Origin of the sequence: Streptomyces sp. NPDC032472 (assembly GCF_040636955.1) — a bacterium.
Classification (GTDB): Bacteria; Actinomycetota; Actinomycetes; order Streptomycetales; family Streptomycetaceae; genus Streptomyces.
The window spans coordinates 138,169-157,497 of the sequence record NZ_JBEZVK010000014.1 but is presented as its reverse complement, the minus strand read 5'-3'; the positions used below and the strand labels follow the sequence as shown (position 1 = coordinate 157,497).

Here is a 19,329-nt window from a genome sequence, read left to right as displayed (position 1 = left end):
GCCCGGAACGGGGTCCGGGCGCTCCGCGCCCCGCGGCGGAGCCGCACATCCGGCACAGCGGGAAGGGGCGGGGAGGGGACGGGCTCCGCGCAGCGGCGGGACCCGGCACGGGTCAGAACAGGGGGCGGGGCAGGACGCCCTCCAAGGCCAGGAGGGTGCGCTTCGTCTCGACGCCGCCGCCGAAGCCGCCGATGCCCCCGTCGTTCTCCACCACCCGGTGGCACGGCACGACGAGCGGAAGCGGATTCGAGCCCATCGCATGGCCGACGGCCTGGGCGGCCCCCGGCTGCCCGACGCGGGCGGCCAGCTCCCCGTACCCGACGACGGTCCCGTACGGCACGGAGCGGTCGAGCTCCTGCAGGACCCTGCGGTTGAAGCCGGAGCTGAACCGCCAGTCCAGTGGCAGCTCGAAGCGCCGCAGCGTGCCCGCGAAGTAGGCGCCGAGCTGGCGCACGGGCTCGGCGAGCAGCACTTCCCCGCCCGGCGGCGGCCGCCACGCATCGGCGCCGAGCCGCTCGACCAGCCGGCGGGCCATCTCCTCGGCCCGGTCCGGGTCGGCGTGGAACCCGACCCGGACCAGCCCTTCCCCGGTCGCGGCCAGCAGCAGCGGGCCGATGTCGCTGGGGACGACGCTCCACTCCAGGCGCGGCCCGGCCGGCAGATCGGTGGTGTCCATCCCCCCACCGTACGGGCCGCCACCGACAGCCCGGCCGGCTCAGCCCGCCCCGCTCACCCCGACCGGCTCACCACGGCCGGTCCGTGAGCGCCCCGATCCCGAGCACCGCCCGCTGCACCACGTCGGGGGCGTTGGTGATGATGCCGTCCACGCCCATCCCCTGGACCTTCCGGGCGGTCACCGCGTCGTCGACGATCCAGGTGTCCACCTCCATCGCCCTGCCGTGGGCCCCCTGCAGCCCGTGCACGGCCGTCACCCAGTCCGCGGAGATCGTGGTGTGCCAGGGGTTGATGCGGTCGGTGAACCGGGCGTACTCCGGCAGGTCCGCCACCGCCGGGGTGCCCAGGAAGGCCGTCACCAGGTCCGGCCGCAGACCGTGCACGATCCGGACGGAGTCGGTGCTGAAGCTCTGCACGACCAGACGGCGCCGGACGTGGTCCGCGTCGAGCCAGCCCGCCCCGTCCAGCACCTGCAGGGTCTGCTCCTCGATCCCCGGGTAGAGCTCCGGCTTCTTGATCTCCAGCAGCAGCCGCTGCCGGTTGCGCTGCACCCGGTCGAGGTAGTCGCGCAGCGTCGGCACCCGCGCGCCCGCGTAGGAATCGTCGAACCAGCTGCCCGCGTCCAGCGTGGCGATCTCCGCCGCGGTGAAGTCCTTCACCCTCCACGGCTTGCGGTCCGGGAAGCGCTCCTCGACGTCCGTGGTGCGGGCCAGGGTGTCGTCGTGGATCACGACCAGCTCGCCGTCCCTGGTGCGCTGGACGTCGTTCTCGACCCAGTCGAAGCCGAGCCGCCTCGCCAGGTCGATCGAGGCCAGCGTGTTCTCCGGGGCGTACGCCGAGGCTCCCCGGTGGGCGTACACGACGGGGCCCGGCAGCCCCGGCAGGGCGGGGGCGCCGGGGTCGGCAGCGGCCGGGGCCGTCCCGCCGAACGCGGTGAGGGTGACCAGGAAGGCGGCGGCGGCCGCTGCGGCGGGTCGGACGTACATGTGCGTTCTCCTCGGGTCGTGACCCTGGTCCTGCGTCAAGCGGGCGCAGAACGGCAGACGTTGCCGCGATGCACTTCACTGCGGTGTCCGTTACCGCGATCATGGGCTCGAAGATCACCGGGCCGCCACCGAACTACGACAAACGGACCAGAAAGGGGGAAATCCGCGGGTCCCGCCGGACCAGCCCGGACAGCGCCCCGCCCCGCGCGGGACGTGAGTGTCGGTGCGGGGTCGTACGGTGGAGTCATGCGGCCTGTATCCAAGATCGAACGCACGGTGGCGCCCTTCGAGGTCGTCAGCCCCTACCGGCCCAGCGGCGACCAGCCCACGGCCATCACCGAGCTGGAGAAGCGCATCCGTGCAGGTGAGAAGGATGTCGTCCTGCTCGGCGCGACCGGCACCGGCAAGTCGGCGACCACCGCATGGATGATCGAGAAGCTCCAGCGCCCCACCCTGGTGATGGCGCCGAACAAGACGCTCGCCGCCCAGCTGGCGAACGAGTTCCGCGAGCTCCTGCCGAACAACGCGGTCGAGTACTTCGTCTCGTACTACGACTACTATCAGCCCGAGGCGTACGTCCCGCAGTCCGACACGTACATCGAGAAGGACTCCTCGATCAACGAGGAGGTCGAGCGGCTGCGCCACTCCGCGACGAACTCGCTGCTCACCCGGCGCGACGTCGTCGTGGTCGCCTCGGTGTCCTGCATCTACGGCCTCGGCACGCCGCAGGAGTACGTCGACCGCATGGTCCCGCTCAAGGTCGGCGAGGAGATCGACCGGGACCAGCTGCTGCGCCGCTTCGTCGACATCCAGTACACCCGCAACGACGTGGCCTTCACCCGCGGCACCTTCCGGGTGCGCGGCGACACCATCGAGATCTTCCCGGTCTACGAGGAACTGGCCGTCCGCATCGAGATGTTCGGCGACGAGATCGAGGCCCTGTCCACCCTGCACCCGCTGACCGGCGAGGTGATCAGCGAGGACCGCGAGCTGTACGTCTTCCCCGCCAGCCACTACGTCGCCGGCCCCGAGCGCATGGAGAGCGCGATCCGCGGCATCGAGGCCGAGCTCGCCGAGCGCCTCGCCGAGCTGGAGAAGCAGGGCAAGCTGCTGGAGGCCCAGCGGCTGCGCATGCGCACCACCTACGACCTGGAGATGATGCGGCAGATCGGCTCCTGCTCGGGTATCGAGAACTACTCGCTCCACATGGACGGCCGCGAGCGCGGCTCGGCGCCCAACACCCTCATCGACTACTTCCCGGAGGACTTCCTCCTGGTCATCGACGAGTCGCACGTCACCGTCCCGCAGATCGGCGCCATGTACGAGGGCGACGCCTCGCGCAAGCGGACCCTGGTCGACCACGGCTTCCGGCTGCCGTCCGCACTCGACAACCGGCCCTTGAAGTGGGAGGAGTTCCAGGAGCGGATCGGCCAGACGGTCTACCTGTCGGCGACCCCCGGCCCGTACGAGCTCTCCCGCAGCGACGGCTTCGTCGAGCAGATCATCCGCCCCACCGGCCTCGTCGACCCCGAGGTCGTCGTCAAGCCCACCGAGGGCCAGATCGACGACCTGGTGCACGAGATCCGGCAGCGGGTGGAGAAGGACGAGCGGGTCCTCGTCACCACCCTCACCAAGAAGATGGCCGAGGACCTCACCGACTACTTCCTGGAGCTCGGCATCCAGGTCCGCTACCTGCACAGCGACGTCGACACGCTGCGCCGCATCGAGCTGCTGCGCGAGCTGCGCGCCGGCGAGTACGACGTCCTGGTCGGCATCAACCTGCTCCGCGAGGGCCTCGACCTGCCCGAGGTGTCGCTGGTGGCGATCCTCGACGCCGACAAGGAGGGCTTCCTGCGCTCGGGCACCTCGCTGATCCAGACCATCGGCCGCGCCGCGCGCAACGTCTCCGGCCAGGTCCACATGTACGCGGACAAGATGACCCCGGCGATGGAGAAGGCCATCGAGGAGACCAACCGGCGCCGGGAGAAGCAGATCGCGTACAACACGGCCAACGGGATCGACCCGCAGCCGCTCCGCAAGAAGATCAACGACATCGTCGCCACGATCGCCCGGGAGGAGCTGGACACCGAACAGCTGCTCGGCACCGGCTACCGGCAGGCGAAGGACGGCAAGGGCGCCAAGGCGCCCGTGCCCGCGCTCACCGGGGCCAAGGCGGTCGCCGCACAGGCCAAGGCGGGCGGAAAGGCGGCCAAGGGGGCCAAGGGAGCCAAGGCGGCCGTGGTGGCCACGGACCGGCCGGCCGAGGAACTGGCCGCACTCATCGAGCAGATGACCGAGCGGATGCGGGGCGCCGCCGCCGAGCTCCAGTTCGAGGTCGCGGCCCGGATCCGCGACGAGGTGAGCGAGTTGAAGAAGGAGCTGCGTCAGATGAAGGAGGCGGGCCTCGCCTGACCCGGGGGCCGGTCAGTAGGGTTGGCGACAGCCGCAGGTACACGCTGCCTGGGGGTGGCTATGAAAGGGGACAGCGCGTGACGGTCAACTTGTCCAAGGGGCAGGCCATCAGTCTGCAGAAGGGCGACGGGGGGACGCTGACCTCCGTCCGCATGGGCCTCGGCTGGCAGGCGGCCAAGCGCCGCGGGCTGTTCGGCTCGCGGACCCGGGAGATCGACCTGGACGCCTCGGCGGTGCTGTTCGCCGAGAAGCAGCCCGTGGACGTGGTGTTCTTCCGGCACCTGCAGAGCGACGACGGCTCGGTGCGGCACACCGGCGACAACCTGATCGGCGGCGCCGGCCAGGGCGGTGACGACGAGTCGATCCTCGTCGACCTCCAGCGGGTGCCGGTCCACATCGACCAGATCGTCTTCACGGTGAACTCGTTCACCGGCCAGACGTTCCAGGAGGTGCAGAACGCGTTCTGCCGCCTCGTCGACGAGACCAACGGCCAGGAGCTGGCCCGCTACACCCTCGACGGCGGCGGCCAGTACACGGCCCAGATCATGGCCAAGGTCTCCCGCGCGGGCGGCGGCTGGCAGATGACGGCCCTGGGCACCCCGGCCAACGGCCGGACCTTCCAGGACCTGATGCCGTCGATCCTGCCGCACCTGTAGGAGCGGCGCGGGAGAACCGGGCACCCGCAACACCGCGTCAGAACGCGTGGGAACGCGTAGGAACGCGCAAGACCGGAACGAGCAGCACACAGCACGGCACGGCAAGGCCACGGGGGAGGGCTGCACGATGACGGCCGAACTGGTCCGGGGGCAGAACCACCCCCTGTCCCTGAGCAGGGTGGAGATCAGGGTCTCGGCGGGCACGGACGTGCTCGCCCTGGCCTGCGCCTGCGACGACGGGGGCCGGCTGACCGGCCCCGACGCGCTGGCCCACCCCGCCGCCCCGGCCCTGCCCGGGTTCACGGTGCCGGGGGCGGCGGCGGGCGAGCACCGCTTCGCCGTCGACCTGGACGCCGTCGGGCCCGCCGTGCAGCAGGTCCGGGTGGTGCTCGTACTGCCGCCCGGCGGCCCGGCGCGCTTCGGTGCCGTCCCCGCGCCGCGCCTGGCCGTGGCCGACCCGGAGGGCGCCGAGCTCGCCGGGTACACGCTGACCGGCCTGGACGCCGAGACCGCCCTCGTCTGCCTGGAGCTGTACCGGCGCCAGGGCTCCTGGAAGGTCCGCGCCGTCGGCCAGGGGTACGCCGACGGGCTGGCCGCGCTGCTCGCCGACGCGGGTCTCGGCGCCCCGGCCGCGACGGCGCTCGCCTCGGCCGTGGCGGGCACCGCCGCGCGCGAGGGGCACAGCCTTGCCGCGGTCCCGGCCGCGGCCGCACCCGGTGCGGAGCCGGGCCTCCCGGAGCCGGTCCCCGTCCCCGAGCCGGGCCCGGTGCCGGTCTCCGGCGTCCCGTACGCCGGTACGCCCGGCCCCGCGCCCGCGGACACCGCCGGCTGCCCGCCCGCCGTCGACTACGTGCACCCGCGCCGCCGCCGCAGCACCTCCGAGCCGCCCGAGCCGGCCCCGGCGGCCGCCGCCCCGACGGGTCCGGGCGAACCGCCCGTCCCCGTCGCGGGGGACGCCACCGGCTGGTCCATGGACGAGCGGCTCTACAACCAGGTCTGGGGCATGTTCGAGGACCTGGCCCGGACCGTCGCCGCCTACCGCAGCGCGTGCGACTTCGCCGACTCCCGCCTCGACCGCGAGCTCGACGAGGCCCTGTCCGACCCCGGCCACCGCCTGGCCGGATCCGGCGAGGCCGCCCGCGACACCGCCAGGGCCCGCCGCGAGGAGCTCGTCGCCCAGGCCCGGGCCGCGCTCGACCGGGACCTCGCCCAGCTGGCCGCCGAGGCCGAGGTGGTCGAGCCCGCGCTGCCGGCCGCGTACGCCCGCTGGGCGGCCCCGGTCTGGCAGGGCCACCAGGTGCCCGAGGAGGCCCCGATGGCCCTGCGCCTGGGCGACCTGCACCTGCCGGAGCGGCCCGGGCTGCGGATCCCCATGCTGGTGCGGCTCCCGCTGGAGCGCGGCCTGTGGATCGACAACGGCCGCACCGGCTCCGAGGCGGCGATGGCCACGGACACCGACCGGTTGCGCCGGGCCGCCATGGACATGGCCGTCGCCCATGCCGCGCGGATGCTCGCCGTCCACCCGGCCGGCCGGTTCTCCGTCCACGTCATCGACGCGGCCGGGGCCGGGGCCGCCGCCCTGGCGCCGCTCGTCCACGCCGGGGTGCTGGCCGCGCCGCCCGCCGTGGGGGCCGCCGGGGTCGCGGACACCCTGGCGCGGCTGACCCGCCGGGTGGACCTCGTACAGATGGCGGTGCGGGCCGGTGCCCCCGAGGACCTGCCGCCCGACGTGGACACGGCCGAGCAGCTGCTGATCGTCCACGGCTTCCCGCACGGCTTCGACGACCGCGGCGTCACGCAGCTGCGCTACCTGGCCGACGAGGGCCCGGCGGTCGGCGTCCACCTGCTGATGGTCGCCGACCGCGACGAGGCCTCCGCGTACGGTCCGCTCCTCGACCCGCTGTGGCGTTCGCTGATGCGGCTCTCCCCGGTGCCCGACGACCACCTCGCCGACCCCTGGGTCGGCCATGCCTGGACCTTCTCGCCGGACCTGCCGCCGCCGGGCGGCCTGGCGCTGGAGGAGGCGCTGGAGCGGGCCGCCCGAGCCCGCCGCAATGCCCGCCCATGACCGGCTCTTGGCCTTCCCTTTACCTTTTCCGCCTCTGACGGGTACCCTGGTGCCCGCGGAGGGGAGTATTCCTGCTTTCCTGTCACGGCGTGCCCGTCAGTACGGACCACTGCGGTCCCGGGGCGCCGGCCCCCGGCCTCCAGGCCGCGCGGGTGGAAGAGACCTCCGGCAGCGATGACGCTGACCTGTGTGCCGAGCCATCTGCCGGAGGCGTGACCAATGGATGTTTCCCTGAACCTGTGGGTGCTGACCGTTCTCGGTCTGTGCATCCTCATCGGCGCCGACTTCATCATCGGCCGCAAACCGCACGACGTGTCGATCAAGGAAGCGGGCATCTGGACCGTCGTCTGGATCGTCCTCGCCGCGCTGTTCGGGCTCGGCCTGATGTTCTTCGGCCACGGCCAGGCCTCCCAGGAGTTCTTCGCAGGCTTCATCACCGAGAAGTCGCTCAGCGTCGACAACCTCTTCGTCTTCGTCCTGATCATGGCGAAGTTCTCGGTGCCCTCCCACCTCCAGCAGCGCGTACTGCTCGTGGGCGTCCTCATCGCCCTGGTGCTGCGCGCGGTCTTCATCGCCGCCGGCGCCGCGATCATCACCACCTTCTCCTGGGTCTTCTACCTCTTCGGCGCGTTCCTGATCTACACCGCCTGGAAGCTGATCCAGGAGGCCCGCGCGGGTGAGGAGGAAGAGGAGTTCGAGGAGAACCGCCTCCTGAAGTCCGTCGAGAAGAAGTTCGGCGTCGCCGACAAGTACCACGGCACCAAGCTCTTCATCCGGACCAACGGCAAGCGCGTCCTGACCCCGCTGATGGTCGTCATGCTCGCCATCGGCACCACCGACGTGCTGTTCGCCCTGGACTCGATCCCCGCGATCTTCGGGCTCACCCAGGACCCGTACATCGTCTTCACCGCCAACGCCTTCGCCCTGATGGGCCTGCGCCAGCTGTACTTCCTCATCGGCGGCCTGCTCAAGAAGCTGGTCCACCTCAGCTACGGCCTGTCCGTCATCCTCGGCTTCATCGGCGTCAAGCTCGTCCTGCACGCCCTGCACGAGTCGGGCGTCCACGTCCCCCAGATCTCCATCCCCGTCTCCCTGGGCGTCATCTGCGGCGTCCTGGTGATCACCACGATCACCAGCCTGATGGCCTCGAAGAAGCAGGCGGCGGCCGAAGCCGCCGCCCGCCCGGAGAGCATCGGCGCATAACGCGCCCGCCGGCCCCCGAGGGCTACGCGGGGGCGGCCGCCTCGGCCGTCCCCGTCTCGGCGTCCGCACCCGCCTTGTCCGCCCTCCCCCGTACGTCCCCGGGATTGGTCTCCGGCAGCAGCGCGAAGCAGCCCAGACTCACCACCGCCACCCCGGTCAGGTACGCGGCCACCCCCCACGGCGGACCGGAGCCGTCCGCCAGCGCCGTCGCCACGATCGGGGTCAGCGCCCCGCCGAGGACCCCGCCCAGGTTGTAGCCGACGGCCGCGCCGGTGCAGCGGATCCGCGGGGCGTACAGCTCGGGCAGGTACGCGCCGATCACGGACAGCACCGTGCCGATGCACAGCAGCGCGCCCACCGCGCCCACGGCCACCAGCAGCGGATGCGCCGTGCCGAGCAGCCCCACGAAGGGGAACATCCACACCGCGCACAGCGCACAGCCCCCCAGGCACAGCGGGCGCCGGCCGAAGCGGTCGCCGAGGACTGCCGCCACCGGGGTCCACAGGGCCATGATCCCGACCCCGGTCAGCACGCAGGCCAGCATCGTGGTGCGCGCCATGCCGAGGTGCTCGGTCGCGTACGCCAGGGACCAGGTGGTGACCCCGTAGAACACGGCGTACGCGGCGGCCAGCGCCCCGCCGGTCAGCAGGAGCAGCCGCCAGTGCCCGCGCACCACCTCGGCCAGCGGGGCGTCGGCCCGCCGGCCCGTCTCGGTGAGCGCGCGGAACTGCGGTGTCTCCTCGACCGAGCGGCGCAGCCACAGCCCGCCCAGGGCCAGTACGCCCGCCGCCCAGAACGGCAGGCGCCAGCCCCAGGAGGCGAACTGGGCGTCGGTCAGCGTCACCGACAGGGTGAGGGTCATGCCGTTGGCCAGGAGGAAGCCCACCGAGGGGCCGACCTGCGGGAAGCTCGCCCACAGCCCGCGCCGGCCCTCCGGGGCGTGCTCGGCGGTCAGCAGGACCGCGCCGCCCCACTCGCCGCCGAGACCGAGGCCCTGCAGGAAGCGCAGCACGAGCAGCAGGACCGGCGCGGCCAGGCCGATGGAGGCGTACGTGGGCACGAAGCCGACGGCCACCGTGGCCAGGCCCGTGAGCAGCAGCGAGGCCAGCAGCACCGGGCGGCGGCCGTAGCGGTCGCCGATGTGCCCGAAGAGCGCGGAGCCCAGCGGCCGGGCGAGGAAGCCGACCCCGAACGTGCCGAAGGCGGCGAGGGTTCCGGCGAGCGGGGAGAAGGACGGGAAGAACAGCGGGCCGAGGACGAGCGCGGCGGCCGTGCCGTAGACGAAGAAGTCGTAGAACTCGATGGCGGTACCGGCGAGCGCGGCCGACGCCAGCCGCAGCATCGAGGGCCCGGCGGGAGAGGAGGCGGCCGCCGCGGCAGGGGAGGAAGGGGCCGCGGCGGCAGGAGGGGCAGGAGGGGAGGTCGGGGACAGGGACGGGGAGGGATCCTGTTGCATGGTGCAGCAGTTACCCCTCCCCGCGGCCCGGGGCGAGCGTTCGGTCATCTTCGACCGGAACGAGTGCACGGCGCCCCGGAGATGACCGAGACCTACCAGCCGCGCTCGCGCCACTCGGCCAGATGCGGCCGCTCGGCGCCGAGGGTGGTGTCGTTGCCGTGCCCCGGGTAGACCCAGGTCTCGTCGGGCAGCTGCGCGAACAGCTTGCTCTCCACGTCGTCGATGAGGCTGGCGAAGGCCTTCGCGTCGCCCCGGGTGTTGCCGACGCCGCCGGGGAAGAGGCAGTCCCCGGTGAACACGTGCGGGTGCCCGTGCGGGTCGTCGTAGACGAGGGCGATCGAGCCGGGGGTGTGTCCGACCAGGTGGCGGGCGGTCAGCGAGACCCGTCCGACCGTGATCACGTCCCCGTCCGCGACGGGCACGTCCGTCGCGACCGGGATGCCCTCGGCGTCCAGGGCGCCCGCGTAGGTCCGCGCGCCGGTGGCCTCGACCACGGCCTGGAGCGCGCCCCAGTGGTCGCCGTGGCGGTGGGTGGTCACGACGGACGCGATGCCGTCGTCCCCGATCAGGCCCAGCAGCGTCTCCGCCTCGGCGGCCGCGTCGATCAGCAGCTGCTCGCCGGTGGCCCGGCAGCGCAGCAGGTAGGCGTTGTTGTCCATCGGGCCCACGGCGACCTTGGAAATCATCAGGTCCGCGAGTTCATGCACGTCGGCGGGACCGCCGACCTTCACCGCTCCGCTGTACGTCATGTTCCGATCCTAGAGCGGGGGCAGCTCGGGCAGGCCGTCGCCGGCCTCGACGGCGAGGTGGGCGCCCTTGACGCCGCGGCCGGCCAGCCAGCCGAGCAGCTCGTCCTTGGGGCCGCTGAGGGTCACCGGGGTGCCTTCGGTGCCGCCCGTGCGCGCGACCGGCTCGCCGTCGGAGAGCGTGAGGGTGACCGGGGGGACGCCGGGGCGGCCGGACCAGCGGTCGGCGAGGAAGGCGATCTCCCGGTCGGTGAACTCCTCCGGCAGGTCGGAGAGCTCGTAGCCGACGTTCAGGTCGACGTGGTGCAGCTCGATCTCGACGAGGCGGCGGAACGGCACGTTCGAGGCGAGGTCGGTGACGCCGTTGCGCAGCTCGACCGTGCGGGACCAGTCCTGGTCCCGGCCGGTCTCGGCGAGGAAGCCCTCGTGGGTGGCGCGCAGGTCGGCGAGCTGGGCGTCGAGCGGGCGCGGGGCGTCGCGCTCGATGTCCGCGTCGCGGGCCTCGCCGCTCTCGTACATCGGCCGGCCGGCGAGCACGTTGACGAGGGCGTCGGCGTTGCGGGAAAGGTGGGCCAGGACGTGGCCCCGCGACCAGCCGGGAAGCAGTGACTCCTCGGCGAGGGCGGCGTTGTCCAGTTTCGCGACCGCGGTCAGCAGCCGGTCCGTGGCTTCACGTACAGATCGCAGGTCGTGCACATGATCAGTCATGGAGTCGAGCCTAGTGCGCGCGCACCCCGGCCACACGAACGGGTGAAGCAGACGGCGGAGTGCCGTAAATCGAATGCGCGTGCTATACGCTCGGAAGTCCAGCTCCACTCCATTGCAGAGGCGCCCCCCATACCCTGGGACGGGGGCCCGTGCCCCCCGCTCTCTCAAGAAAGGTGCGGACCGGCGTGACCGACCGTCTCATCGTTCGTGGCGCTCGCGAGCACAACCTCAAGAACGTCTCGCTCGACCTGCCCCGCGACTCACTCATCGTCTTCACCGGACTCTCCGGTTCGGGCAAGTCCTCCCTGGCCTTCGACACGATCTTCGCCGAGGGTCAGCGCCGCTACGTCGAGTCGCTCTCGTCGTACGCCCGCCAGTTCCTGGGGCAGATGGACAAGCCCGACGTGGACTTCATCGAGGGCCTCTCCCCGGCCGTCTCGATCGACCAGAAGTCGACCTCGCGCAACCCGCGCTCGACGGTCGGCACCATCACCGAGGTCTACGACTACCTCCGCCTGCTCTTCGCGCGCATCGGCAAGCCCCACTGCCCCGAGTGCCGCCGGCCGATCTCGCGGCAGTCGCCGCAGGCCATCGTCGACAAGGTGCTCGCGCTCCCCGAGGGCAGCCGCTTCCAGGTGCTCTCGCCGCTGGTGCGCGAGCGCAAGGGCGAGTTCGTCGACCTCTTCTCCGACCTCCAGACCAAGGGCTACAGCCGGGCCCGGGTGGACGGGCAGACCATCCAGCTCTCCGAGCCGCCGGTGCTGAAGAAGCAGGAGAAGCACACCATCGAGGTGGTCGTCGACCGCCTCACCGTCAAGGACAGCGCCAAGCGCCGCCTGACCGACTCGGTGGAGACCGCCCTCGGCCTCTCCGGCGGCATGGTCATCCTCGACTTCGTCGACCTCGCCGAGGACGACCCCGAGCGCGAGCGGATGTACTCCGAGCACCTGTACTGCCCGTACGACGACCTCTCCTTCGAGGAGCTGGAGCCGCGCTCCTTCTCCTTCAACTCGCCGTTCGGCGCCTGCCCCGAGTGCACCGGCATCGGTACGCGCATGGAGGTCGACCCGGAGCTGATCGTCCCGGACGAGGAGAAGTCCCTCGACGAGGGCGCGGTCTCGCCGTGGTCGCTCGGCCACACCAAGGACTACTTCCAGCGGCTGATCGGCGCGCTCGCCGAGGAGCTGGGCTTCCGTACGGACATCCCGTGGGCCGGGCTGCCGCAGCGGGCGAGGAAGGCCCTGCTGTACGGGCACCGGACGCAGATCGAGGTCCGCTACCGCAACCGGTACGGGCGCGAGCGGGCCTACACCACGGCCTTCGAGGGCGCCGTGCCGTTCGTCAAGCGCCGGCACGCGGAGTCCGAGAGCGACGCCAGCCGCGAGCGCTTCGAGGGCTACATGCGAGAGGTGCCCTGCCCGACCTGTGAGGGGACCAGGCTCAAGCCGATCGTGCTCGCGGTGACGGTGATGGAGCGGTCCATCGCCGAGGTCGCCGCGATGTCGATCAGCGAGTGCGCCGAGTTCCTCGGGCAGCTGCGGCTCGACGCCCGCGACAAGAAGATCGCCGAGCGGGTGCTCAAGGAGGTCAACGAGCGGCTCCGCTTCCTCGTCGACGTCGGCCTGGACTACCTCTCGCTGAACCGCGCCGCGGGCACCCTGTCCGGCGGCGAGGCCCAGCGCATCCGGCTGGCCACGCAGATCGGCTCCGGCCTGGTCGGCGTGCTGTACGTGCTGGACGAGCCCTCCATCGGCCTGCACCAGCGCGACAACCACCGCCTCATCGAGACGCTCGTGCGGCTGCGCGACATGGGCAACACCCTGATCGTCGTCGAGCACGACGAGGACACCATCAAGGTCGCGGACTGGGTCGTGGACATCGGCCCGGGCGCCGGCGAGCACGGCGGCAAGGTCGTGCACAGCGGCTCGCTGAAGGAGCTGCTGAAGAACGGCCAGTCGATGACCGGGCAGTACCTGTCCGGAAAGAAGTCCATCGCGGTGCCGGAGATGCGCCGTCCCGTCAACGGGGACCGCAAGCTCACGGTCCACGGGGCCAAGGAGAACAACCTCCGCGACATCGACGTCTCCTTCCCGCTGGGCGTGCTGACGGCCGTGACGGGGGTATCCGGCTCGGGCAAGTCGACGCTGGTCAACGACATCCTGTACACGCACCTGGCGCGCGAGCTGAACGGCGCCCGGTCCGTGCCGGGCCGGCACACCCGGGTCGACGGCGACGACCTCGTCGACAAGGTGGTCCACGTCGACCAGTCGCCGATCGGCCGGACCCCCCGGTCCAACCCGGCCACCTACACCGGCGTCTTCGACAACGTCCGCAAGCTCTTCGCGGAGACGATGGAGGCGAAGGTCCGCGGGTACCTGCCCGGCCGCTTCTCCTTCAACGTCAAGGGCGGCCGCTGCGAGAACTGCTCCGGCGACGGCACGATCAAGATCGAGATGAACTTCCTGCCGGACGTCTACGTGCCGTGCGAGGTCTGCCACGGCGACCGGTACAACCGCGAGACGCTGGAGGTCCACTACAAGGGCAAGTCCATCGCGGACGTCCTCAACATGCCGATCGAGGAGGCGCTGGAGTTCTTCGAGGCGGTGCCGACGATCTCCCGGCACCTGAGGACGCTGACCGAGGTCGGCCTGGGCTACGTCCGGCTCGGGCAGTCGGCGCCGACGCTGTCGGGCGGCGAGGCGCAGCGCGTGAAGCTGGCCTCCGAGCTGCAGAAGCGGTCGACGGGCCGGACGGTGTACGTGCTGGACGAGCCGACGACCGGTCTGCACTTCGAGGACATCTCGAAGCTGATCAAGGTCCTGTCGGGGCTGGTGGACAAGGGCAACTCGGTGATCGTCATCGAGCACAACCTCGACGTCATCAAGACCGCGGACTGGGTCATCGACATGGGCCCGGAGGGCGGCTACGGGGGCGGCCTCGTCGTCGCCGAGGGCACGCCCGAGCAGGTCGCGTCGGTGGGCGCGAGCCACACGGGCAAGTTCCTGCGGGACATCCTGGGCGCGGACCGGATCTCGGACGCGGCGGCCCTGGTCCCCGCCCCGGCCCGCAAGGCGACGGCCCGGAAGACCGCCGCCAAGAAGGCGGCCCCGCCGAAGAAGACCACGGCACGGACCCGCAAGGCCTGACGCGCCGGTCCAGCGCCCGCGGCCCCGCCGGCCCGCCCGAGTGGCGGCCCCACCCCCGCGGGAGCCGCCCCCGGGCCGACGGGCCGACGGGCGCCTTCGGCGGGGCCGGCCTCGCTGGGGCTCCGCCCCAGACCCCGCGCCTCGAACGCCGGCGAGGCTGAGAACGCCGCCCCTCGGCTTCGAAGGGGGCGCTGATGTTCCGTTCCGCACCAACGTTCGAAGCCGGGCTCGGAGAATCCAGGCCCCGCCGGCGTTTGAGGCGGGGGGTCTTCCGCCGCCACCTGAGCCGAGGGTCCGGCACATCCAGCCTCGCCGGCGTTTGAGGCGCGGGTCCGGGCGGAGCCCGGTGCCCGGCGGAGCCGGGATCTCTGGGGCGGAGCCGGGTCAGGCGGCCACGCCCACCGCGCGGCGGGCGGTGGCCGGGTCGGTCAGGGACGCCAGCAGGGCGTCCGCGACATCGGCCCGGGAGATCACCCGGCCGCCGGGGACATTCCCCCCGATGACCCGCCGGTAGCCCCCGGTCCGCGGCCGGTTCAGCAGCCGCGGCGGCCGGATCACCGTCCACTGCACCCCGCTCGCCCGAAGCTCCGCCTCCATGACCGCCAGGTCCGCGTACAGATCCCGCAGCGCCCGCCGCAGCAGCGGCAGGAACACCTTCCGGGCCACCACACCGTCACTCGGCACGTCCGGCCCCACCGGCGCCGCACTCACCGCCGCGAGCCGGCTCACCCCCGCCCGCTCCATGGCGGCCAGCACGGCCCGCAGGGCCGGCCCGGTCACCGGGCTCAGCCGCGCCTGCTTGTTGCTCGCGGCGCCCAGCGCAGAGACGACCGCATCCCGGCCGGCCAGCACCGGAACCAGCGCATCCTCGTCCGTCAGGTCGCGCACGACCTCCACCCGGAGCCGCTCGTGGTCCGCCACCCCCAGCCGGGCCGGGTCGCGGACGACCGCCGTGACCTCGTACCCCGCATCGAGCGCCTGCCGCACGACCTCGCGGCCCACCCCACCCGTGGCCCCGAACACCGTCAGCCTCATGGATCCCATCGCCGTCATCGTCGACCTCCGCGTCCATCTCCGGTCTCCGCGTGGGTGAGTACTCACTCACCCCTCTGTCCCTTAGGGTGAGTGAATGCTCACCTCGAAGTCAAGCCGGCCCACCCCCGAGCGGCTCCTCGACGCCGCCGAGAAGCTCATGCGCACCATCGGCCTGGCCAACACCACCACCAAGGCCATCGCCCGCGAGGCCGGCTGCTCGGAGGCCGCGCTCTACAAGTACTACGCCAACAAGGAGGAGTTGTTCGTCCGCGTCCTCATGGAGCGCACCCCCAACGCCGGCCCCCTCATGGCCGAGCTCACCGCCGAGCACCCCCGGCGCCCGGTGCAGGAGGGCCTCACCGCCATCGCCCGGCACGCCGCGCACTTCTACGCCGACGCCATGCCCCTGGCCGCCTCGCTCTTCGCCGAGCCCGCGCTGCTGACCCGCCACCGCGAGGGCGTCCGGCAGATCGGCACCGGCCCGCACGTCGTACGCGACGCCCTCGCCCGCCATCTGCGCCGCGAGCTCGACGCCGGCCGGCTGCGCCCCGACGCCGACCCCGAGGCCGCCGCCGCCCTGCTGCTCGGCGCCTGCTTCCAGCGGGCGTTCTTCCTGCACTTCTCCGGCGAGGACGTGGTCACTCCGGTCGAGGAGTTCGCCCCCGCCGTGGCTCGGACCCTGTGGGCCGCCATCGGCTGAGCTCGGCCGCGTACGGGGGCTCCGCGCCGGTCCGGGTGCAGGTCAGCGCCGCCGCGCGGGCGGCGAAGGCCAGCACCCCCGGCCAGTCGACCTCCCCGTCCGGCGCCCGGTCCGGGCCCGCGAGGCGGTGCAGCAGCGCCGCGTTGACGGTGTCGCCCGCCCCGATCGTGTCCGCCACGGCCACCGCCGGCGCGGGCACCGCGTACTCGGCGTACCCGGCGCCCTCCCGAGTCCGTACCGTCAGCCCCGCCGCGCCCCGGGTGAGGACCACCGCCGACGGCCCCGCCGCCAGCCAGTCGTCCACCCGGCCGCCGAGCCAGCCGGCGTCCTCCTCGGACAGCTTCAGCACCGACACCGAGGGCAGCCAGCCCAGGAAGCGGGCCCGGTACGCCGCCGCATCGGCGATCAGCGCCGGGCGGATGTTGGGGTCCAGCAGGGTCAGCAGCCCACGCGCGGACTCCCGGCGCAGCAGGGCCTCGTACGCGCTGGCGCCCGGCTCCAGCGCCAGCGAGCAGGTGCCCAGCGCCAGCGCCCGGGCGCGGGGCGGCAGCGCCTCGGGCAGGGCGAACAGCCGGTCCGCCGTGCCCTCCACGTAGAAGCCGTACGCCGCCGAGCCGTCCGGGCCCAGCGAGGCCACGGCCAGCGTGGTCGGCTCCGGGCCCCGCTGCACCAGGGACACGTCCACCCCGGCCGCCCGCAGCCCGGCCAGCAGGCTCTCGCCGAAGCCGTCCGCCGAGACGCGGGAGCAGAAGGCCACCTCGGCGCCGAGGCGGCCCAGCGCCAGCGCGGTGTTGTACGGTCCTCCGCCCGGCCGCGGCAGCAGCGCACCCGGCGGCTGCGCCACGGGCACCAGGTCGATCAGGGCTTCTCCGCCGACGACGATCACGCGGGGGAAGGTATCCCATCGGGCCCCGGTATCGTCGGGCGGGCCCGGCGCCCGCCGGGCCCGCGCACCCCGCCGTGCGCCATCACGCGTCCCGCACCGTCACGCCAGGAGAAGCCGCATGTCCGCGTCGCAGTCCGCCGCCCGCCGTACCGTGCTCAAGGGTGCCGCCGCGATCGTCGGAGCCGCCGGGGCGGGGGCGGCGCTCACCGCCTGCTCCGCCGAGACCGCCGGCGGCGTCGGCGGTCCCGCGGTGCCGGCCGAGCCGGTGGAGCTGGGGGCGGCGGCCGAGGTCCCGGTCGGCGGGGCGAAGCTGTACCGGGAGAAGAAGCTGGTCGTCAGCTGCCCGGCGGAGGGCCAGTACAAGGCGTTCAGCGCGCAGTGCACGCACGCCGGCTGCGTCCTGGACAAGATCGTCGAGGGTGAGGGCAACTGCCCCTGCCACGGCAGCCGCTTCGACGTGACGACCGGCAAGGTGCTGCGCGGGCCGGCCGCCGAGCCGCTGCCGGCGGTGCCGGTCAAGGCCGAGGGCGGCAAGCTGATCGCCGGCTGAGCCGGCTGCCCCTTGGCTCCGCCGGGCCAGGGCTCCGTCCGATCCGCCCGCGCGCCTCAATCGCCGGCGGGGCCGGGTTGGCTGGACCCCCGGCTTGGGTGGTCGCGGGCTTCGGCCTTTTGAGGCGTCCGGGGGGTTGGCTCGGTCTGCCGCTTGCGGAGCGGGTGTGGGGGCATTTCAGCCTCGCCGGCGATTGAGGCGCGGGGGGTGGGGCAGCGCCCCAGGAACCGGCTTCGCCGGATACGTAGCGGCCCGGGGCTATGCCCAGTCCCAGGCGATGCCGAGGATGCCGCGTCGGACCCCCGGTTCCACCAGGTGCACCGCCCGGTGCCGCCCGCTCGGGGTCAGGTCCGCCAGGCCGCTGCGCGGCGCCCCCGGGCCGGACCTGCTGAAGCGCCGGCAGCGCACCGGCAACGCCGCCTCGTCGAACCGGACCTGCAGGACGTACTGGCCGCCGGTGTAGCTGAACCCGCGGACGTACTCGGTGCAGCGCGCGCCGGTGCCGTCCTCGAAGCCGTAGCCGAAGACGTACGTCTCCCCGGCCCGCAACCGCGTGTCGAACAGCAGCTCCGCCACCAGCACCTCGGCCTCCCGGTGCCACCGGACGCGGCCCGTGCGGCAGTTCTCCACCGCCCGGACGCGGACCCGGGCCGGGTCGCAGCCCGGATCGCCGTGGTGGACGGCCAGGTAGCGGTCCACCCCGTCGCGGTGGGCCCGTACGACGTGCTGCGACTCGCGCCCCAGCAGTTCCCCGCCCGCCCCGATCCGGACCCGCTCGTGGTGGCCCACCGTGTGCAGGCCGCCGTCGGCGGGCAGCTCCATGCCGGCCAGCAGCCCTTCCACGGCCGCGCCGACGCTGATCAGGGCCCGGTAGGAGCGGGCCGGCGGGCGCCCCGCCCCGTCCCCGGCGGCCCCGGGCGGCGCGGCCAGCAGCCGCAGCAGGGTGCCCTGGGGCAGCTCCAGGATCTGCTCCAGGGCGCGCACCGCCCGCAGCGACTCGGGGCGGCGCGGCCGGCGGGCGCCCTGCTGCCAGTAGCTGAGGCTCGTCACGCCGATCCGGATGCCGCGGGCGGCGAGCCGGTGCTGCACGCGGTGCAGGGGCAGGCCGCTGGCGGCGAGCGCGGCGCGCAGCGCCAGGTGGAAGGGGCCGGATTGCAGCACGCCGGGGAGCTCTTGCGCGCTGTTGCCGGTTGGCGGCATGGCGGCTCCCTCCTGTGAACATTCACGCGCGGTGGGGCGGGGGAGTTCGCGGGTGGCACCCGGGGTCCGGGTGGGTCCAGGTGAAGGGACGGCGGCCGTTCACACCGAGATCCCGCCATTCACACTGCGATGTCACCGCGTATTGAAGCGTGTTGACCTGCTCGCGACAACACCCTGATGCTCCTCCACAGCGTCCGGACGCGCTCCTCCGATCCCCACATCCCCACGGGAGGAACGCGATGCGCAACCGAAACCGGCGGCTTCCGCTGGCCGCCGTCGTGATCGCCGTGCTCTTCGCTCTGCCCACCGGCACCGCAACCGCCGCGGATGCCGGTACCCCTGCCCCTGCCCCTGCCGCAGCTGCACCTGCCCCTGCCCCTGCTCCTGGCACCGCTGTCACCGCCGACAGCGCTGCTCTGGCGTACAAGCGGCTGGACATCACCATGCAGGCCCAGCAGAAGACCAACTGGTGCTGGGCCGCCAGTGGCAACACCATCGCCACCTGGTTCGGCCGCACCTACACCCAGAACCAGTTCTGCAACGCCGCCTTCAACCGGCCGCAGGGCTACGACTGCCCCAACAACCAGGCCACGCTCGGCAACGTCCAGACCGCCCTGGACTGGGCCGGCATCAACTCCGGCTCGTACGTGAACGGCTGGCTGCGGTACTCCACCGTCCAGACCGAGATCAACGCCGACCGGCCGATCGAGACGCGGATCCAGTGGTCCAACGGCGGGGGCCACATGCACGTCATCTACGGCTACGACACCTCCGGCAGCTGGGTGTACTGGGGCGACCCCTGGCCCTCCAGCGACCGCTACAACTGGGCCTCGCACGCCTGGTACGTGGACAACAGCACCTTCTCCTGGACCCACTCGCTCTACCGGATCGGGGCGTGACGC

General features: G+C 72.9%; 16 protein-coding genes. 8 read left to right on the top strand and 8 right to left on the bottom strand.

Features of this window, described 5'->3' with window-relative positions:
• Window positions 1-112: 112 nt before the first annotated feature.
• Window positions 113-676, bottom strand: a complete 564-nt coding sequence (locus AB0F11_RS12120) for a methylated-DNA--[protein]-cysteine S-methyltransferase (RefSeq protein WP_362171187.1) — start codon at window positions 674-676, stop codon at window positions 113-115.
• 67 nt (window positions 677-743) lie between these two features.
• A complete protein-coding gene (locus AB0F11_RS12115) occupies window positions 744-1,661 on the bottom strand; it encodes a glycerophosphodiester phosphodiesterase family protein (protein WP_362171185.1) in 918 nt (305 codons plus the stop codon).
• A gap of 246 nt (window positions 1,662-1,907) precedes the next feature.
• On the opposite strand from AB0F11_RS12115, the gene uvrB reads away from it, so the two are divergent.
• The 4 genes from uvrB (at window position 1,908) to AB0F11_RS12095 (ending at window position 8,000) form a co-directional block, all read left to right on the top strand.
• Window positions 1,908-4,073: an excinuclease ABC subunit UvrB gene (gene uvrB / locus AB0F11_RS12110; RefSeq protein ID WP_362171182.1), complete on the top strand. Its 2,166-nt coding sequence runs from the start codon at window positions 1,908-1,910 to the stop codon at window positions 4,071-4,073.
• A 77-nt stretch (window positions 4,074-4,150) separates the two neighbouring features.
• Window positions 4,151-4,729 carry a TerD family protein gene (locus AB0F11_RS12105; protein WP_362171179.1) on the top strand — a complete coding sequence of 193 codons (579 nt, stop codon included), beginning with the start codon at window positions 4,151-4,153 and terminating at the stop codon, window positions 4,727-4,729.
• 127 nt (window positions 4,730-4,856) lie between these two features.
• Window positions 4,857-6,797, top strand: coding sequence for a TerD family protein (locus AB0F11_RS12100; RefSeq protein ID WP_362171176.1), 1,941 nt, complete (start codon window positions 4,857-4,859; stop codon window positions 6,795-6,797).
• A 219-nt stretch (window positions 6,798-7,016) separates the two neighbouring features.
• Complete coding sequence (locus AB0F11_RS12095; protein ID WP_362171173.1) at window positions 7,017-8,000, top strand: TerC family protein; 984 nt, start codon at window positions 7,017-7,019, stop codon at window positions 7,998-8,000.
• A gap of 22 nt (window positions 8,001-8,022) precedes the next feature.
• Here AB0F11_RS12095 and AB0F11_RS12090 read toward each other — a convergent pair whose 3' ends face one another.
• From AB0F11_RS12090 to AB0F11_RS12080, 3 genes are all read right to left on the bottom strand, one after another.
• On the bottom strand, window positions 8,023-9,342 hold the full coding sequence (locus AB0F11_RS12090; RefSeq protein WP_362171218.1) for an MFS transporter: 1,320 nt from the start codon (window positions 9,340-9,342) through the stop codon (window positions 8,023-8,025).
• Between the two features lie 206 nt (window positions 9,343-9,548).
• Window positions 9,549-10,205, bottom strand: coding sequence for an MBL fold metallo-hydrolase (locus AB0F11_RS12085; protein ID WP_362171170.1), 657 nt, complete (start codon window positions 10,203-10,205; stop codon window positions 9,549-9,551).
• Between the two features lie 9 nt (window positions 10,206-10,214).
• The gene (locus AB0F11_RS12080) at window positions 10,215-10,910 is read right to left on the bottom strand and encodes a maleylpyruvate isomerase family mycothiol-dependent enzyme (protein ID WP_362171167.1); all 696 of its coding nucleotides are present in this window, start codon (window positions 10,908-10,910) and stop codon (window positions 10,215-10,217) included.
• Between the two features lie 185 nt (window positions 10,911-11,095).
• Here AB0F11_RS12080 and uvrA point away from each other — a divergent pair, with 185 nt between their 5' ends.
• A complete protein-coding gene (gene uvrA / locus AB0F11_RS12075; RefSeq protein ID WP_362171164.1) occupies window positions 11,096-14,056 on the top strand; it encodes an excinuclease ABC subunit UvrA in 2,961 nt (986 codons plus the stop codon).
• Window positions 14,057-14,440: 384 nt separating this feature from the next.
• Here uvrA and AB0F11_RS12070 read toward each other — a convergent pair whose 3' ends face one another.
• Window positions 14,441-15,100, bottom strand: coding sequence for an SDR family oxidoreductase (locus tag AB0F11_RS12070; protein WP_362171161.1), 660 nt, complete (start codon window positions 15,098-15,100; stop codon window positions 14,441-14,443).
• Between the two features lie 85 nt (window positions 15,101-15,185).
• Here AB0F11_RS12070 and AB0F11_RS12065 point away from each other — a divergent pair, with 85 nt between their 5' ends.
• Window positions 15,186-15,791: a TetR/AcrR family transcriptional regulator gene (locus AB0F11_RS12065; RefSeq protein ID WP_362171158.1), complete on the top strand. Its 606-nt coding sequence runs from the start codon at window positions 15,186-15,188 to the stop codon at window positions 15,789-15,791.
• On the opposite strand, the gene AB0F11_RS12060 is transcribed toward AB0F11_RS12065, so the two are convergent.
• Window positions 15,730-16,677 carry a carbohydrate kinase gene (locus AB0F11_RS12060; protein WP_362171155.1) on the bottom strand — a complete coding sequence of 316 codons (948 nt, stop codon included), beginning with the start codon at window positions 16,675-16,677 and terminating at the stop codon, window positions 15,730-15,732. The genes AB0F11_RS12065 and AB0F11_RS12060 overlap by 62 nt on opposite strands.
• Window positions 16,678-16,795: 118 nt before the next feature.
• Here AB0F11_RS12060 and AB0F11_RS12055 point away from each other — a divergent pair, with 118 nt between their 5' ends.
• Window positions 16,796-17,227 (top strand): Rieske (2Fe-2S) protein, encoded by a 432-nt coding sequence (locus AB0F11_RS12055; RefSeq protein ID WP_362171152.1) that lies wholly within the window; start codon window positions 16,796-16,798, stop codon window positions 17,225-17,227.
• Window positions 17,228-17,485: 258 nt separating this feature from the next.
• Here the strand turns inward: AB0F11_RS12055 and AB0F11_RS12050 are convergent, their stop codons facing one another.
• Window positions 17,486-18,427: a hypothetical protein gene (locus AB0F11_RS12050; RefSeq protein ID WP_362171149.1), complete on the bottom strand. Its 942-nt coding sequence runs from the start codon at window positions 18,425-18,427 to the stop codon at window positions 17,486-17,488.
• 239 nt (window positions 18,428-18,666) lie between these two features.
• Between AB0F11_RS12050 and AB0F11_RS12045 the strand changes: the two genes are divergently transcribed.
• Window positions 18,667-19,326: a papain-like cysteine protease family protein gene (locus AB0F11_RS12045; RefSeq protein WP_362171146.1), complete on the top strand. Its 660-nt coding sequence runs from the start codon at window positions 18,667-18,669 to the stop codon at window positions 19,324-19,326.
• The last annotated feature ends 3 nt before the right edge of the window (window positions 19,327-19,329 follow it).

Bases quoted from the DNA above. Each gene is read 5' to 3' on its own strand.
- AB0F11_RS12055 (WP_362171152.1), top strand. From the start codon at position 16,796: ATGTCCGCGTCGCAGTCCGCCGCCCGCCGTACCGTGCTCAAGGGTGCC.
- AB0F11_RS12050 (WP_362171149.1), bottom strand. From the start codon at position 18,427: ATGCCGCCAACCGGCAACAGCGCGCAAGAGCTCCCCGGCGTGCTGCAA.
- AB0F11_RS12115 (WP_362171185.1), bottom strand. From the start codon at position 1,661: ATGTACGTCCGACCCGCCGCAGCGGCCGCCGCCGCCTTCCTGGTCACC.
- AB0F11_RS12090 (WP_362171218.1), bottom strand. From the start codon at position 9,342: ATGCTGCGGCTGGCGTCGGCCGCGCTCGCCGGTACCGCCATCGAGTTC.
- uvrB (WP_362171182.1), top strand. From the start codon at position 1,908: ATGCGGCCTGTATCCAAGATCGAACGCACGGTGGCGCCCTTCGAGGTC.
- AB0F11_RS12120 (WP_362171187.1), bottom strand. From the start codon at position 676: ATGGACACCACCGATCTGCCGGCCGGGCCGCGCCTGGAGTGGAGCGTC.
- AB0F11_RS12080 (WP_362171167.1), bottom strand. From the start codon at position 10,910: ATGACTGATCATGTGCACGACCTGCGATCTGTACGTGAAGCCACGGAC.
- AB0F11_RS12045 (WP_362171146.1), top strand. From the start codon at position 18,667: ATGCGCAACCGAAACCGGCGGCTTCCGCTGGCCGCCGTCGTGATCGCC.
- AB0F11_RS12065 (WP_362171158.1), top strand. From the start codon at position 15,186: ATGCTCACCTCGAAGTCAAGCCGGCCCACCCCCGAGCGGCTCCTCGAC.
- AB0F11_RS12100 (WP_362171176.1), top strand. From the start codon at position 4,857: ATGACGGCCGAACTGGTCCGGGGGCAGAACCACCCCCTGTCCCTGAGC.
- AB0F11_RS12095 (WP_362171173.1), top strand. From the start codon at position 7,017: ATGGATGTTTCCCTGAACCTGTGGGTGCTGACCGTTCTCGGTCTGTGC.
- AB0F11_RS12070 (WP_362171161.1), bottom strand. From the start codon at position 15,100: ATGGGATCCATGAGGCTGACGGTGTTCGGGGCCACGGGTGGGGTGGGC.
- AB0F11_RS12085 (WP_362171170.1), bottom strand. From the start codon at position 10,205: ATGACGTACAGCGGAGCGGTGAAGGTCGGCGGTCCCGCCGACGTGCAT.